15 protein-coding genes are annotated in these 14,278 nt (G+C 58.4%); 12 read left to right on the top strand and 3 right to left on the bottom strand.

Annotated features, from left to right (window positions below; genetic code table 11):
* Positions 1–11: 11 nt before the first annotated feature.
* From AACL53_RS03345 to AACL53_RS03335, 3 genes are read right to left on the bottom strand one after another with little or no spacing between them, the layout of a single operon-like run.
* Complete coding sequence (locus AACL53_RS03345; protein ID WP_339082471.1) at positions 12–701, bottom strand: response regulator transcription factor; 690 nt, start codon at positions 699–701, stop codon at positions 12–14.
* Positions 698–2,155 carry a histidine kinase gene (locus AACL53_RS03340; protein WP_339082469.1) on the bottom strand — a complete coding sequence of 486 codons (1,458 nt, stop codon included), beginning with the start codon at positions 2,153–2,155 and terminating at the stop codon, positions 698–700. The genes AACL53_RS03345 and AACL53_RS03340 overlap by 4 nt, the downstream gene beginning before the upstream one ends.
* A 31-nt stretch (positions 2,156–2,186) precedes the next feature.
* Positions 2,187–2,690, bottom strand: a complete 504-nt coding sequence (locus AACL53_RS03335; protein WP_339082467.1) for a hypothetical protein — start codon at positions 2,688–2,690, stop codon at positions 2,187–2,189.
* A 396-nt stretch (positions 2,691–3,086) separates the two neighbouring features.
* Between AACL53_RS03335 and AACL53_RS03330 the strand changes: the two genes are divergently transcribed.
* The 12 genes from AACL53_RS03330 to AACL53_RS03275 all read left to right on the top strand — a co-directional run bounded on the left by AACL53_RS03330 (position 3,087) and on the right by AACL53_RS03275 (position 14,272).
* The gene (locus AACL53_RS03330; RefSeq protein WP_339086868.1) at positions 3,087–4,946 is read left to right on the top strand and encodes a methanol/ethanol family PQQ-dependent dehydrogenase; all 1,860 of its coding nucleotides are present in this window, start codon (positions 3,087–3,089) and stop codon (positions 4,944–4,946) included.
* A 260-nt stretch (positions 4,947–5,206) separates the two neighbouring features.
* On the top strand, positions 5,207–6,076 hold the full coding sequence (moxJ, locus tag AACL53_RS03325; protein ID WP_339082465.1) for a methanol oxidation system protein MoxJ: 870 nt from the start codon (positions 5,207–5,209) through the stop codon (positions 6,074–6,076).
* Positions 6,077–6,132: 56 nt separating this feature from the next.
* Positions 6,133–6,714 (top strand): cytochrome c(L), periplasmic, encoded by a 582-nt coding sequence (gene moxG / locus AACL53_RS03320; RefSeq protein WP_339082462.1) that lies wholly within the window; start codon positions 6,133–6,135, stop codon positions 6,712–6,714.
* A gap of 104 nt (positions 6,715–6,818) precedes the next feature.
* On the top strand, positions 6,819–7,124 hold the full coding sequence (locus tag AACL53_RS03315) for a methanol dehydrogenase (protein ID WP_339082460.1): 306 nt from the start codon (positions 6,819–6,821) through the stop codon (positions 7,122–7,124).
* A 164-nt stretch (positions 7,125–7,288) separates the two neighbouring features.
* The gene (locus AACL53_RS03310) at positions 7,289–8,347 is read left to right on the top strand and encodes a MoxR family ATPase (RefSeq protein ID WP_339082458.1); all 1,059 of its coding nucleotides are present in this window, start codon (positions 7,289–7,291) and stop codon (positions 8,345–8,347) included.
* Positions 8,344–9,201 (top strand): DUF58 domain-containing protein, encoded by an 858-nt coding sequence (locus AACL53_RS03305; protein WP_339082455.1) that lies wholly within the window; start codon positions 8,344–8,346, stop codon positions 9,199–9,201. Before AACL53_RS03310 ends, AACL53_RS03305 begins: the two co-directional genes overlap by 4 nt.
* Positions 9,201–10,181, top strand: a complete 981-nt coding sequence (locus AACL53_RS03300; RefSeq protein ID WP_339082453.1) for a nonribosomal peptide synthetase MxaA — start codon at positions 9,201–9,203, stop codon at positions 10,179–10,181. The genes AACL53_RS03305 and AACL53_RS03300 overlap by 1 nt, the downstream gene beginning before the upstream one ends.
* Positions 10,178–11,182 (top strand): vWA domain-containing protein, encoded by a 1,005-nt coding sequence (locus AACL53_RS03295; protein ID WP_339082451.1) that lies wholly within the window; start codon positions 10,178–10,180, stop codon positions 11,180–11,182. Before AACL53_RS03300 ends, AACL53_RS03295 begins: the two co-directional genes overlap by 4 nt.
* Positions 11,172–11,753 (top strand): hypothetical protein, encoded by a 582-nt coding sequence (locus AACL53_RS03290; protein WP_339082449.1) that lies wholly within the window; start codon positions 11,172–11,174, stop codon positions 11,751–11,753. Before AACL53_RS03295 ends, AACL53_RS03290 begins: the two co-directional genes overlap by 11 nt.
* Entirely contained in the window at positions 11,750–12,775 is a 1,026-nt protein-coding gene (locus tag AACL53_RS03285; protein WP_339082447.1) for a vWA domain-containing protein, read from the top strand. Before AACL53_RS03290 ends, AACL53_RS03285 begins: the two co-directional genes overlap by 4 nt.
* Positions 12,765–13,307 (top strand): SRPBCC family protein, encoded by a 543-nt coding sequence (locus AACL53_RS03280; protein ID WP_339082445.1) that lies wholly within the window; start codon positions 12,765–12,767, stop codon positions 13,305–13,307. Before AACL53_RS03285 ends, AACL53_RS03280 begins: the two co-directional genes overlap by 11 nt.
* A complete protein-coding gene (locus AACL53_RS03275; protein ID WP_339082443.1) occupies positions 13,304–14,272 on the top strand; it encodes a YncE family protein in 969 nt (322 codons plus the stop codon). The genes AACL53_RS03280 and AACL53_RS03275 overlap by 4 nt, the downstream gene beginning before the upstream one ends.
* Positions 14,273–14,278: the final 6 nt, after the last annotated feature.

Below are 14,278 nucleotides of genomic sequence, written 5' to 3'. Positions count from 1 at the left end.
GGCAATTTCTTCTACCAATACTTCCCGGTCTTGGAAGACGGCACCGGCCTGTCGTTCAGCCGTTGTCCAGACATCTCCGGAAGATGATCGATCGCTATGCGCATGAGTTCAGGAAGCGATTTGACGCCGAGCTTCGTCTTGATCTGCGAGCACGTATTGGCGATCGTTTTGTAGCTGACGTGAAGTTCATCGGCGATCGCCGCGTACTGCTTGCCCTGGGCGATCAACTCTAGCGTCTGAAGCTCCCGTAGCGTCATCCCACTCAGAGGGTTCGTTCGACCCTTCGTCTCCATCACGGCGATCGCCGAAGCGATTGCGTGGCTGAGAAAAGGCTTGCCCTGCCGCACGGCCTGCAGCGCCTTGATGATGTCGACGGACGAGGTGTCTTTCAGAATATAACCGTTGGCGCCGAGCCGAAGGGATTGGCCGGCAATCATCGGATCTTCATGCATCGTGAGCACCAGGATAGGCGTGTGCTTGTCGTGAACTCGCAACCGCCTGATGAAAGTCAGCCCAACAAGAATGCCCTTCTTGATCGCGAGATCGATGATGATCACGTCAGGCTTGTTGCTTCGATAAGCCCGAAAGCCTTCTATCAGATTGGAGGCAAGCGTAATATCGACGATGCCTGCATCCTCCAGAACGCGTCGGCAGCCCTGGAGCACGATGGGATGATCGTCGATGACAAGAATTTTGGTCATGGAGATGCCCGATTGACCTCGTCGACAGCGCGGCTTTTGTGATCGCCTGCGCGCACGGGTATCTTGATCGACACCATCGTTCCGTGCGGCTGATGCCCTTCAACGACAAGACTTCCGCCAGCAGAAAGCACGCGCTCGCGCATCGCGGACAATCCAAATCCCGCCTGCATATCCGGCTTAAGGCCTGTGCCATCGTCGCTCACACAAAGGTTGATGATGCTCGGTCCTTTCTTTGCAATTGAGTTGGTGTCGTCCCACTCTTCCTTGAGCTCGACGACAATATGCGACGCCTGACCGTGCCGAATGGCATTCGTCAGTGCTTCCTGCGTCGAGCGATAGACAGTCAGATCGATTTTCTCACCAAAGGCGCCGACGTGCGGAGGCACAGACGAATCGATCCGCACGTTCGGATGACGGCGTTCGAAATCGTAAATCAGATCCTGTATCAAGGCCGGCAAAGGCACCTTGCCGATTGAAACTGGATGCAGACGTTTGAGCAGCGCCCGGTTCATCGCTTTCAAGCGGCCGGTGATAGAAAGAATCTCGTCGACCCGCTTGCCGATCTTCGACGCCTCTTCCTCGCTCAGTCTCTGCGCAAGTGTTGCTATCGACTCGGCGTTCGCCGTAATCCCAAATAGACACGGACCCGCCTCATCGTGCAACTCTCGCGCGATCTCACGCCGCTCCTCTTCTTGAACGGACTGGATTTGGCGATAAAGCTCGCCGTTTTCTGCGCGCGCTTGGTCGAGGGACGAGGCAAGCGAATTGAACTTCACCGCGATATCGGCGATTTCCCCGACGCGCGGAATATCGAGACGTTGCGATCTCTCGCCCGCTTCGAGAGCCACGAGCCCTCGCGCCAGTGCAACAAGAGGATCGAGAATCCATCCGAGAACGAAATAGAAGGCAGCAACGAGCAGCGCTATCGAAACGATCGCAACGACAGCCAAGGAGGAAAGCTCCCGCCATTTCTCCGCGATCTCGTCGTCAGGATCGCCTTTTAGGATGAGAGATCTTTCCCCCTTCGGAATCAGGATGAGCCGAGAGTGTTCGTTGCCTCCCTGGGGCATCATCAAATTTTCGAACCAGTCCGGCGTCTCATCGAGCGGAGCGACCTCGTCTTCCAAGGTCCGTTCAGGCCTGAGTAATTTAGGAGCGGCGCCTGGATCCTGAACATAGACCCGCGCGTGCCTAAGATGCTGGACTTCGCGAGATACCAGAAATTCGACATCAGCCAGCCTGTTCTCGGCGGCGATTCCCCGAACCAGCTCACGAAGGTAGCCTTCGGCAAAGTCCATCGACGCTTCGATTTCTACGTCGACCGCTTTGCGCCCGTTGAAAACGGCGACACTGCCGGCAACGATCGACGCCAGCACAAGCACGATGGCAATTGCGAGTAAGACTTGATCTCGGATGGATCGCCCAAGCCAAGCGAAATCCGACGTGCGACTCACTGGTCCAATACCTGTCTCAATCTGCATTGCTCTAGCCACGCGATCCGTAGCGTTTCGAAAGTTCGTCCAGCGCCTGCTGTCCGCTGAAGCCCGCCTTGCGCATATTGAAGTACTGTTGTCCTGCAGCGCCGAAGCTTTCGATACGGCCAGGCGCTACCACCCCCGTCAATCGACCAATGAGTGAGACTGCGGTTTCGTCGCCGCCTTCCGCTTTGAGCATGGCTTCGAGTTGAACGGCACGATTGGCGACCATGCGCGGGGAATCCGTGAACGTGTTCGAGGCGTTTGCAAGCAATTGATGCAGATTGCCTACTTCATCGCGTGTCAACGTCGCACCGGAGTTCGCCTCACGCTCGATGAGCCATGTCTCAGGTGAGATATCGTCCTGTGCCGTGAGCCACTCGATCTTATGCGGTTTCGTGAGGCCCGAACGCTTTTCGGTACTCTGCTGGCGCGGCGGCTCGTCGCCGCAACCAAACAAGAGCAATGCCAGGATCAACCCTGGCAACGATCGGATCGTTAGCGTCGATATCACGATGAATGACGGCCTTCAAAATTGAATGTTGCCTGATGCGGCCACCTCTATGCCAGTCGCTCTCGCCGACTTCCAGGTCAACATCTGCAGCATTCTTTGCCAAATGTTCCCGGCTCGTTTTGCCGATCAAACTGAAGACCCCGTTGGATCACATCGTTACGGTCCGGCCTCGTGCTGATTGCGAAAGTATCGGACTACCAGCGATCCGGGCGCACGGTACGCATCGAAGGGCGGAGATGGGGCGCGCGAACGCCTGTGATCTGCTCGGGCCTCATCGGTCGCAGCGGGGCGCGAGCCTTCCTCAAAGGCAATCCGCTGTTGTCCAAAAAAGAAAAGCTGGGTTTGGAAACGCGAGGTTATATGGGCATGAAAAAAGTCGTTGGCACAACAATGCTGATGTCGGCGTCCCTCATGGCGATCGGTGTCGCCATGCAGTTGGGCGTTACATCCAGCGCCTACGCAAATGACAAACTTCTTGAGCTCTCCAAGAGCAAAGACAACTGGGTAATGCCTGGTCGCAACTACGACTCGAACAACTACAGCGAAGACGATCAGATCAACACCACCAACGTCAAGCAGCTGAAGCGCGCTTGGTCGTTCTCGACCGGTCAGCTCCACGGCCACGAGGGTACGCCTCTTGTTGTCGACGGCATCATGTACGTTCACACTTCTTTCCCGAACAAAACATTTGCTCTCGACCTCAACGATCCGGGCCACATCCTTTGGCAGCACAGCCCGAAGCAAGATCCGGCCGCTCGCTCAGTTGCGTGCTGCGATCTCGTGAACCGCGGTCTCGCCTATTGGCCGGGCGACGGAACGATCCCGGCATTGATCATCAAGACGCAGCTCGACGGACATTTGGTGGCCCTCAACGCGAAAACGGGTGAGGAATACTGGAAGGTCGAAAACGCGGATATCAAGGTCGGCCAGACCGAAACGCAAGCGCCGTACGTCGTGAAGGACATCGCGATCGTCGGCTCATCGGGCGCAGAACTCGGTGTTCGCGGCTATACGACGGCCTACAACATCAAAACCGGCGCCATGCTCTGGCGTAAGTATGCCACCGGGCCCGACAACGAGATCGGCATCGGCGACGACTTCAACAAGGCCAACCCGCACTACGGCCAAAAAGGCCTCGGCACGGCGACCTGGGAAGGCGACGCCTGGAAGATCGGCGGCGGCACGAACTGGGGCTGGTACGCTTACGATTCCGGCACGAACCTGATCTACTACGGGTCGGGCAACCCGGCGCCGTGGAACGAAACGATGCGCCCTGGCGACAACAAGTGGACCATGACGATCATGGCACGCGACGTCGACACCGGCGAACTCAAGTTCGGCTACCAGAAGACGCCTCACGACGAATGGGATTTCGCTGGCGTCAACGTCATGATGCTCTCGAAGCAGAAGGACAAGGATGGCAAGGAGCGCAAGCTTCTGACGCATCCGGATCGTAACGGCATCGTCTACACCCTCGATCGTGAGAACGGCGACCTGATCTCGGCCAACAAGCTCGACGAGACGGTCAACGTCTTCAAGACGATCGACCTCAAGTCGGGTCTCCCGGTTCGCGATCCGGAATACAGCACCCGCATGGACCACAAGGCGACGGAAGTCTGCCCGTCGGCCATGGGCTACCATAACCAGGGTCACGACTCCTACGATCCCACGAAGCAGTTGTTCTTCATGGGTATCAACCACATCTGCATGGACTGGGAGCCCTTCATGCTTCCCTACCGTGCCGGCCAGTTCTTCGTCGGCGCGACTCTGTGGATGTACCCAGGCCCGAAGGGCGATCGTCAGAACTACCTCGGTCTTGGTCAGATCAAGGCCTACAATGCGATCTCCGGCGAATACAAGTGGCAGCACATGGAGCGCTTCTCGGTCTGGGGCGGCACGCTCGCGACAGCAGGCAATCTGGTGTTCTACGGAACGCTCGACGGCTTCATCAAGGCGCGCAATTCCGACACGGGCGAGCTGCTTTGGAAGCACAAGGTGCCGTCTGGCGTAATCGGCCATCCGATGACGTATGAGCACAATGGCGTCCAGTACATCGCGATCATGTCGGGTGTAGGTGGTTGGCCGGGCGTCGGTCTGGTGTTCGACCTTCAGGATCCGACCGCCGGTCTCGGTGCGGTTGGCGCCTTCAAGAACCTTCAGAACTACACGCAGATGGGCGGCAGCGTCGAGGTGTTCTCGCTTGATGGCAAGAATCCTTATGACGACGTGAACGTCGGCGAGTTCGAAAAGGGCTGATCTAGGGTCGAAGGTGCGGCATCGGAAAAACACATCCGATGCCGCACCTGCCTCCCCTCGACCTAGCTTCTCAGAACAGTCTTGCGCCACACGAAAGTAGCGCATCTCGCTTCACAGCCGCGGTGCCCGCCCTCGCAAAGGAAGAGCTCGCAATCTGGCGGCTTTACTAGCCCGAACGCTGTGCCGCCATGCGGCACCCGAACTTGAAAGGTGATTCCAGTATGACCCGCGGGCTGAAAGAAAAGCGTTCCACCAACTCAATGTCATCAAGCATCCAGTTCGCCGCCGCGATCACCATCACGGCGTTTGCAATTTTCTCGTCCGCGCCTTCGCATTCGGACGAAGCCACGGCAACGCCGGCGAACGACGCATCCGTGCTTCGGATTTGCGCAGCTGCCAAGGAGCTGCCCTACTCCGCAACCGATAAATCTGGCTTCGAGAACAAGATCGCGGAAATTCTCGCAGCCGAGATGGGGCGAAAAGCCGAATTCGTCTGGTCGGATAAGCCCGCGATTTACGCCGTCCGCGATCAACTCGACAAGAAGCTTTGCGACGTCGTCATCGGCGCCGATACCGGCGACGAGCGTGTGCAGACTTCGCGACCGTACTACCGGGCACCTTATGTCTTCATCGTCCGCAAGGACTCTCCCCTGAAGATCGAAAGCTGGGATAGCCCCGATCTCGCGAAGGCGCACCTCATTGGCTTTGTCCAAGGCACGCCTGCCGAAGTCATGATGACCAAACTCGATCTTTACAACGACAGCATCAACTACGTTTCGTCTCTGACGAACTTCAAGGACAAGCGGAACTCGTACACGCGCATCCCGCCGGACCGGATGGTCGGTGAAGTCGCCGACAAGACGGCAGCTCTCGCAGTCGCGTTTGCGCCGGAAGTCGCTCGCTACGTGGTCGCCAATGATGCCCTGAAGATGGTCGTTATCCCCGACAACAACGTTCGCTCAGACGGCGAGCGAGTACCGTTTCACTTCGATCAATCGTTTGCGGTGCGCAAGGACGACAAAGTTCTGCTGACCGCGATCGATGCGGCCTTGCCGAAGGCACAGCCGAAGATCGAGCAAGTCTTGAAGGAAGAGGGCGTGCCCTACGTGCCGCCGGCGCCGCGAACGTAAGTCGTAACGGCGGCGGTTGCCGGTAGTTGAAAAGAAGAGTGGAAGAGAAATTGAATATGAAATTCGCAGTTATGGCAGCGGGGCTTGCTGTCTTTGCATTGGTGACGAGCGGACAACCGACCTCTGCACAGGAAACCTTCAGAAACACCGTCACAGGTGAAGTGATTGATGTCGACGGTCTCGCGCCGAAAGAAGGCAGGGATACGCCGGCCGTCAAGAAGTTCATGGAGACCGGTGTCGATCCCTACACGGAGGTCGTCGGTTGCCTGCCCAAGGGCGAGGAGATCTATCTCGAATCCTGCTCCGGATGTCACGGTCATGTCGCCGAAGGCAAAGTCGGTCCGGGCCTAAATGATTCCTATTGGACGTATCCCAAGAACACGACGGACAAAGGTCTTTTTGAAACGATCTTCGGCGGCGCGAACGGCATGATGGGCCCGCACGGTCAAGACCTCGAACTCGATGATCATCTGAAGCTCATCGCGTGGATTCGCCATGTCCAGAAGGATGACGTCAAGGATGCCGACTGGCTGACGCCCGAGCAGAAGAAGGCATTCAAACCATTCAAAATCGAGGAATGGGAAAAGACGGGCCGAGCGGCCGCTCTAAAGCAACAATGCAAAATTTCCGGAAACTAGCGCAACAACCCGACGCGGCAGTGTCGCGCAAGTTGGCTGGTACGGGAACAACAAGGGTGGAGTGAACCCACCTGATCTTGAGTAGAAAAAATGGAGGAAAGCCTATGAAGACGATTTCACTCCCGTTGATAGCCGGCGCTATCGTTGCCATCGCAGGCCTCGCCGGAGCGACCGCTCCTGCAGCCCTGGCGTATGACGGCCAGCACTGCAAGGCATCGGGAAACTGCTGGGAGCCGAAGCCGGGATTCCCGGATAAGGTTGCAGGCACGAAGTACGATCCCAAGCACGATCCCAAAGAGTTGGCGAAGCAGAGCACTGCATTGAAAGCGCAAGAGGAGCGCAACAAGCTTCGCGCCGACAACTTCAAGAAAACCGGCAAGTGGGTCTACGACGTCTCAAAAATTCAGTAGACGCACCTGAACTCGAGCCTCGGATCTTGCTACGCTTGCAGGATCACAACTTCCTCTCCGAGGTACCTGGGGTGCTGTCTCGGCAGCACCCCCTTTTTAGGTTGTGAAGTGACGTTCTCCCGTTCGGCCCGCCGGAGCACGTCATTGTCGGGAAGCAAAAATAAATGAATAGCCCTACACTCGACCGGTCAGATATAGCAGAGACTATCGAACCGCTGGATCTCCAAGGCTGGCGCGGCCGCGCTTTGGACTTCGAGCGTGAAATCGCAAAAGCCGTCGTTGGCCAGGAACGCGCAATCAGGCTTTTGACGATTGCCGTCTTCGCGCGTGGCCACGTTCTCCTCGAAGGCGACGTCGGTGTCGGCAAGACGACACTCCTCAGGGCCGTCGCCCGCGCACTCGGCGGCGCCTATGAGCGCATCGAGGGCACCATCGATTTGATGCCTTCCGACATGATCTACTACACGTTCCTCAATGAGGACGGTAAGCCGCGCGTCGAGCCAGGGCCGGTGCTGCGTCATGGCAGAGATCTCTCCGTTTTCTTTTTCAACGAGATCAATCGCGCGCGCCCGCAGGTCCATTCGCTGTTGCTGAGATTGATGGCCGAACGGAGCATCACGGCTTTCAACCAGGAGCACGTATTCCCGCATCTGCTCGTCTTCGCGGATCGCAACCGCATCGAGCGCGAAGAAACGTTCGAGCTGCCGGCCGCCGCGCGCGATCGCTTCCTGATGGAAGTGGCTATCTCGACTCCATCGGACGAAAAATCGCGCCGCGAGCTGCTTTTCGCCACGAGGTTCCATGACGTAGACACGCTCATCGGATCTCTGAAGGATGGCGTCCTCGACTATCGCCGGCTCAACGGTCTCGCAAACGTCATTCAGGACACGATCGTCGTGAGCCCCGCGCTCGAGCGCTACGTTCTGAATCTTTGGAAAGCCATCCGCGAACCCGGATCGGCAGGAATTCAAATTCCGAACGTCGACATCAGCCGCCTCATCGCGGGCGGAGCGAGCCCGCGCGGCATGAGCTATCTCATACGCGCCGCACGCGTCGAAGCTTGGCTATCCGGTCGCGACATGGTCGTACCCGAAGACATTCGCGATATCTTCCACGAATGCATGGCCCATCGCATCTTTCTGACGCCCGTCTATGAATTGCGGCGCGAGGAAATCGTGCGGTCCCTCATCGCCGACGTCTTTGCCAAGGTCCCGGCGCCATGAACGAAGAGGCGAGAGATCTGGCGTACAGCATCCCCTGGCGGACGAGCAGCATCCGCGTGGGCTCGCACAAAAGCTATCTCTCGGGCAGCGGCGGTCTCTTTCGCGATATCGTCCCCTTGACGGCGTTCCCCGATCCGCGCCGCATCGCTATTCGGGCATCCCTCAGCGACCCTTTTGAACGATTGCTCGTGCGCCGCGCAGAACAGCCGAGCTCAATCGACGTCGCCGTGCTGGTCGATGTTTCCGCATCGATGGCATTCGAAGGGCGTTGCGATAAGATCGCGCTCGCGGCGGACATCGCCCAGGCGCTTGCGATCTGCACCGAACGCGCCGGCGATACGTTTGCCCTTTATCCGTTCGACAAAGTCCTTCGGCAGGATCTTGTTTTGCGCAAGACCTTGTCGCGCGCAGCCCACGCCGATGCAATCGAGCGCCTCCGTCGTTTCGCCCCCGATCAGCCGGGCGTCGACGGAATAGCCGAAGCTGGGGCGGCCATATCGGGATCGAAGAAGCTTGTCTTCCTGATCTCAGATTTCTTGTGGCCGGAGGAAGCGGCGAGGAAGGCTACAGAGGCGCTGGCTTTCCACGATATCGTTCCGATTGAGATCCGTGATAGCCTCGAACTCGAGGGTCTTCCCGAGTGGGGCCTGCTAAATCTGCGAGATCTTGAGACCGGAAGGCATCGGCTCGTCGCCATGCGGCCGAAGCTCAAGGCCCAATGGCGGGCCCACCGAAACAAGCACCGCGAGCAGATTTCCCGGACACTCAATGCGTCAGCGCGCGAGACGTTCACCGTCCGCGATAGCATCGATTGGATGCAGCTCACATCGTTCCTGCTCCATGGAGCGACCTGATGCGCGCCTGGCTCACTATCGCAATACTTCTACTGAGCGCAGGAGGAAGTTCAGCAGCCATCGACGCCGTCAACGTCTATGAGCCGCGAAATTTCGGACACTTTATTGGCGACACGCTAGAGCGCCGCGTCGAAGTCATAACGAGCGGCGACACGCAGCTCTTCACCGCAGCTCTCCCTCGTCCGGGCGCGTTGACATATTGGCTGGATCTCATCGCAGTCGATTACAGCGAGCGCGAAGAGAACGGTCGCAAGATCCATGACATCACGTTGAAGTATCAGATTTTCTATTCCGCACTCGAGGCAAAGAAACTCGACATTCCAGCATTTCCGCTGAAGTTCAAAAACCCGAACGGCGCGGACCCTGATGCCAAGCCGCCGAGCGAAGGCGCTGCCGAACCTGAGCAAGCTAATTACACCGCATCCATTCCGGCATTGCGGCTTGTGATTTCCCCTCTCCGCGACATCGTCCTCGATGATTTGATGCCGGAGAAGACCGGAGAAATTTCCGACATCATGCGGCCCGACGCCGTTCCGCATGAAATTAACCTCGCACCCAAGAAAAGGCTGCTCGCGGCCTCTGCGGCAGCGCTCGCCGTTTCAAGCCTACTGCTGCTTTGGCATTACGCGATATGGCCGTTCGCACCTCGTCCAAAGCGGCCGTTCACTCGAGCCGAGCGACAGATCAGGAGCATCCAGTCTGCGGGCACGGACGAAGCGCCGTATCGCAACTCCCTGCTTATTCTTCATCGCGCCTTCGATCAGTCCGCAGGCCGTCGGATATTCGCTGCCGATGTTCCCGCGTTCATCGCGACGCATGAGCGCTTCGCAGATCTTCTGCCGACGCTCAGATCGTTCTTCGAAAACTCCCAACTCTATTTTTTCTCGGACGATCGGCAAACCGCCGAAGACCGCTTTCCGATCAGCGAAGTGGCGCGGCTTGCCGCTGATCTCGCGCGCGAGGAAAGAGCCTCCGCATGATCTTCGCGAATCCGATTGCACTCTATCTTCTTCCGCTCGCGCTTCTTCCGCTCTTTCTCGGCATTCAACGCCAGGAAGCCTACCCATCTCTCGCCGGATTTGAACCGGACCGGCTTTCCGTTGCGATAGCATGGGCGCTCCGCATTGCCGGCGCCGCCGCAATCATCGGCCTGATTCTCGGCATGGCGGGAATCGCATTGCGCGAGCGAACGATCGAACGGTTCGGCCAAGGCGCTCATATCGTCCTGCTCATTGATCGGTCGGCGAGCATGAATGATACCTTCGCCGGCAGGCAGCCGAACGGCGCGGAAGAATCCAAATCGTCTGCCGCTAAGAGGCTGATCAAGGAATTCGTCGTCGAGCGCGAGCACGACAGGTTCGGTGTCGCCGCCTTCTCGACAGCGCCGATGCACGTCGTTCCGATCACCGATCACAAGGACATCGTGCTCGATGCGATTGACGCCATCGATCGACCGGGCCTCGCCTTCACGGATGTCGGGCGCGGCCTCGGAATGGCGCTCAGCATGATCGAAGAAGACGTGTTGCAGGGATCGCGCGCGATCGTCCTTGTATCCGACGGCGTCGCAGTGATCGGTCGAAGAGTGCAGGAAGCGCTCAGAACCGAGTTCGCGCGAAGACCGGTCCATCTTTATTTTCTCTATCTTCGGACCGAAGGCGCCAACAGCATGTTCGCGGACCCGGGCGCCGGCGTCGAAGACACGCCTCAGTCGCTACCGGAACGGCACCTGAATAAATTCTTTCAAAGTCTGAAGATCCCCTATCACGCATATGAAGCCGAGAGCGCCGAAGCGATCAAAAGTGCCATCACCGACATCGGCAAGCTCGAGCAGACCCCGCTCGTTTATAACGAACGCATCCCCCAGTACGATTTGTCGAGGTGGGCGTATGTCCTGGCGGCCCTCGCGCTCGGTCTCCTGCTCGCGGCAAAACTTTGCGAGCGCACGCTGAAGGTCCGAGGGGTAACCACCCATGCAGCTTAGATCCCTCCGGCAAATTCTTGGATGGCGGCGCGGCCCGGTGATTTGGATCTTGGCTGCCGCGAGTGTGATCTGGTTCGGCCACGCGGTAAGCGAACTCACCGGAGCCCAGCGATCGAATGACGATATTCGCCAGCTGATCGCCCGTCGCGACGTTCCGATCGACGTCAAGCGCGCACATCCGCAGGAAATCCTGGCGCGGATCAATGAATCGGTCCGCCGCGATCATATCGAAGACGCGCAATCGATTCTGAGTATCTCCGGCCCCACACTTCCGCCGGCCGTAAAGGCGGCCGCGCTCTACAACATCGCCAACGCCCGAACCCGTCTGGCGGCTGAGTCTGTCCGAAAAGGCGATATCGACAGCGCCGTCGCCGTGATCAATCTCGCGAAATCTGAATACCGGCTCGCATTGAAGCTCGATTCTGGCAATTGGGACGCCCGGCATAATCTTGATGTCGCCATGCGCGTTGTCCGCGATCTTCCTCAGGGCGACAATCCGGATCTTTCTTCGCCTGACGCGCCGAAGAAGCTGTGGACCGATCTGCCCGGCATCCCGAAGGGGTTGCCATGACGTACACCCGCATCAACTTCGATCGGCGCATGATCTTGCTGCTCGCGGCGCTGGCCGCGACGATCGCGGCGATCATCGGTATCCACGTCATCCGCAATCAACGCATCGCCACCGTGCTTGCCATCGTTGACATCACGGGCAGCATGAACACGCGCGACATGGGGAAGCCGCGCGGATCCCTCAACCGCTTGGAAGCCGCGCGCGACGCTCTGGTCGATTTGATGCAGGACATACCTTGCCAATCGCGGCTGGGCCTCGGCGTCTTTACGGAACGCATTTCGTTCCTGCTGTTCAATCCCGTTGAGGTCTGCGGCAACTACGATGCCCTCGAGCGCGCCATCTCGGGCCTCGACTGGCGCATGGCTTGGCAGGGCGACAGCTACATCGCCAAAGGCCTCTATTCCGGAATTGATATCGCATCGAGCCTGAAATCCGATCTTATCTTTCTCACCGATGGACATGAGGCACCGCCGCTTCCCTTCACCGGCGTCCCGGAATTCGAAGGTAAGCCCGGCGCGGTGAAGGGATTGATCGTCGGCGTCGGTGGCAGCGAGAAAGTGCCGATACCGAAGTACGACGACGAAGGCCGTCAGATCGGCGTCTACAATCAAAGCGACGTTCCACAGGACAACCGCATCGGAGCGGCCCCGAAAGATGCGGAATTGCGCGAGGGTTACAATCCGAGAAACGCGCCGTTCGGTGCATTGCCTGCGTCCGGTGATGAACAACTCTCGTCCGTGAAGGCCGCTCATCTTCAGGATCTCGCTGCGCGCACGGGTCTCTCCTATGTCGGGCTTCAAAACGTCGGCTCGGTATCACCGCAGCTTTTTTCCGCGACCGAACCACGCATCCTAGAGATCGATACGAACATGGCTTACGTGCCCGCGATGTTCGCGCTGCTGCTGATGATGGCAATCTACGGGATGTCGCTATTCGAGAGTCTTCCGCGACCGCGTGGACGAACTGCTTCCTATTCTCTTTCAAATCGGAACCTCAAAGGAGTGCTCGTGCGTGGCAAATAAGTTTCGTTTTCTTCTGGCGTTGGGGGTCTTTGCAGCGAACGCGGGAGCGGCTCTGGCCCATGGCCCCACCCCCCAAAAAGTCGATGAGAAGATCGCGATCGCGGCACCACCGGCCGCCGTTTGGACCATCATCAAGGATTTTGGAAGCATCGGAACCTGGCATCCATCCGTCGCAACGGCAAAAAGCGAAGGCGGCAATGGGAACGCAGCGACGCGCACGCTGACACTCAAGAGCGGCGGTGGCGAACTCGTCGAAAGCCTCGACGACTATCAGGAAAAGGACATGTCCTACGGCTATCGGCTCGCGACCGAGAACTTCGAAGCTTTCCCGGCGAGCTTCTATTCCGACACGATCCAGGTTTTACCGGCATCCGGCGGCAGCGAGGTACAATGGGTATCGCGCTTCTATCGCGCCGACACCACGAACGAGCCGCCCGAAAACAGGAGCGACGCCGCAGCCGTCCAGGCGACGGAAGATTTCATTAAAGCTGGTCTCGCGGGCATCAAGGCGAAAGCCGAAGGCAAGAAATGAAAGCACTTGTAGGCCTCCTTGCCGTGCTCACGCTCAATGCTGTTGCGCCAGCGGGCGCGACGGCGGCGAAAGACGCGGCTCAGAAGGTCTACGTCCTCAGTCAAGACGATGGCACCCTCTCCATCATTGATACCGCTGTTGACGAAATCATCGGGCAAATCGAAATTCCCGGCAAGCCAGCGGCATTCACGATCAGTCCCGCTTTGGACGAAGCGTTCGCAACGCTTCCCGATAGCGGACAAATCGCCGTTATCGACCTCCGCCGTCAAAAACTTGACCGCCTTTTGAAAATCGGCGGGCAGCCCTTTGGCATCGCGATAACGGCCCCCGGCCAGCTCTTCGTCGGCGATTGGAGCGCCAACGTCGTCTCGGCTGTCGATCCCCAATCGGGCGAAATCGTCAGAAAGATTCCCGTCGGCCGCTCGCCGGCCCATCTGGTCGCGACACGCGAAGGATCACGTCTGTACGTCGCTGACCGCGAGGCTGACAGCATAGCCATCATCGACACAAGACGTTTCGGAGTGTTGCAGGAAATTCCGGTTGGGCGCGCCCCGTTCGCGCTCGCTTTAAGTCTCGATGAAAAGCAGCTCGTCGTTGCCAACGCTCAAGCCGCCACGCTGTCGATCGTGGATACGTCCTCGCTGCAAGTGGTTTCGACGCTGGCGACACGCGCCATGCCTTACGGCGTTGCCATGACAGGCAATGACGCCAAGATCCTCATTTCCAACCAGCAAGGGGGGAGCATATCGGTCTTCGACGCGCAGACACGTGCGCCCCGCGCTGAAATAAAAGTCGGACGCTATCCCGAAGGTTTGGTTGCACTCAAAAGCGGGAGCAAAGCCTATGTCGCGAATTGGTTTTCGGCCAGCGTTTCGGTCCTGGATCTCAAGACCAACACCGAGATCAAACGCATCAAGTGTCCCGAAGGCCCGCGAATGGTTCTTGCCGTGTCGACGGAGCCTTAGCCGCCT

The organism is Hyphomicrobium sp. ghe19, from assembly GCF_902712875.1.
Lineage (GTDB): Bacteria > Pseudomonadota > Alphaproteobacteria > Rhizobiales > Hyphomicrobiaceae > Hyphomicrobium_B.
This window is presented reverse-complemented; position numbering and strand designations above follow the sequence as displayed.

Coding starts and splice junctions, on each gene's coding strand:
- AACL53_RS03345 (WP_339082471.1), bottom strand. CDS start 701: ATGACCAAAATTCTTGTCATCGACGATCATCCCATCGTGCTCCAGGGC.
- AACL53_RS03330 (WP_339086868.1), top strand. CDS start 3,087: ATGTCGGCGTCCCTCATGGCGATCGGTGTCGCCATGCAGTTGGGCGTT.
- moxJ (WP_339082465.1), top strand. CDS start 5,207: ATGTCATCAAGCATCCAGTTCGCCGCCGCGATCACCATCACGGCGTTT.
- moxG (WP_339082462.1), top strand. CDS start 6,133: ATGAAATTCGCAGTTATGGCAGCGGGGCTTGCTGTCTTTGCATTGGTG.
- AACL53_RS03315 (WP_339082460.1), top strand. CDS start 6,819: ATGAAGACGATTTCACTCCCGTTGATAGCCGGCGCTATCGTTGCCATC.
- AACL53_RS03310 (WP_339082458.1), top strand. CDS start 7,289: ATGAATAGCCCTACACTCGACCGGTCAGATATAGCAGAGACTATCGAA.
- AACL53_RS03305 (WP_339082455.1), top strand. CDS start 8,344: ATGAACGAAGAGGCGAGAGATCTGGCGTACAGCATCCCCTGGCGGACG.
- AACL53_RS03300 (WP_339082453.1), top strand. CDS start 9,201: ATGCGCGCCTGGCTCACTATCGCAATACTTCTACTGAGCGCAGGAGGA.
- AACL53_RS03295 (WP_339082451.1), top strand. CDS start 10,178: ATGATCTTCGCGAATCCGATTGCACTCTATCTTCTTCCGCTCGCGCTT.
- AACL53_RS03290 (WP_339082449.1), top strand. CDS start 11,172: ATGCAGCTTAGATCCCTCCGGCAAATTCTTGGATGGCGGCGCGGCCCG.
- AACL53_RS03285 (WP_339082447.1), top strand. CDS start 11,750: ATGACGTACACCCGCATCAACTTCGATCGGCGCATGATCTTGCTGCTC.
- AACL53_RS03275 (WP_339082443.1), top strand. CDS start 13,304: ATGAAAGCACTTGTAGGCCTCCTTGCCGTGCTCACGCTCAATGCTGTT.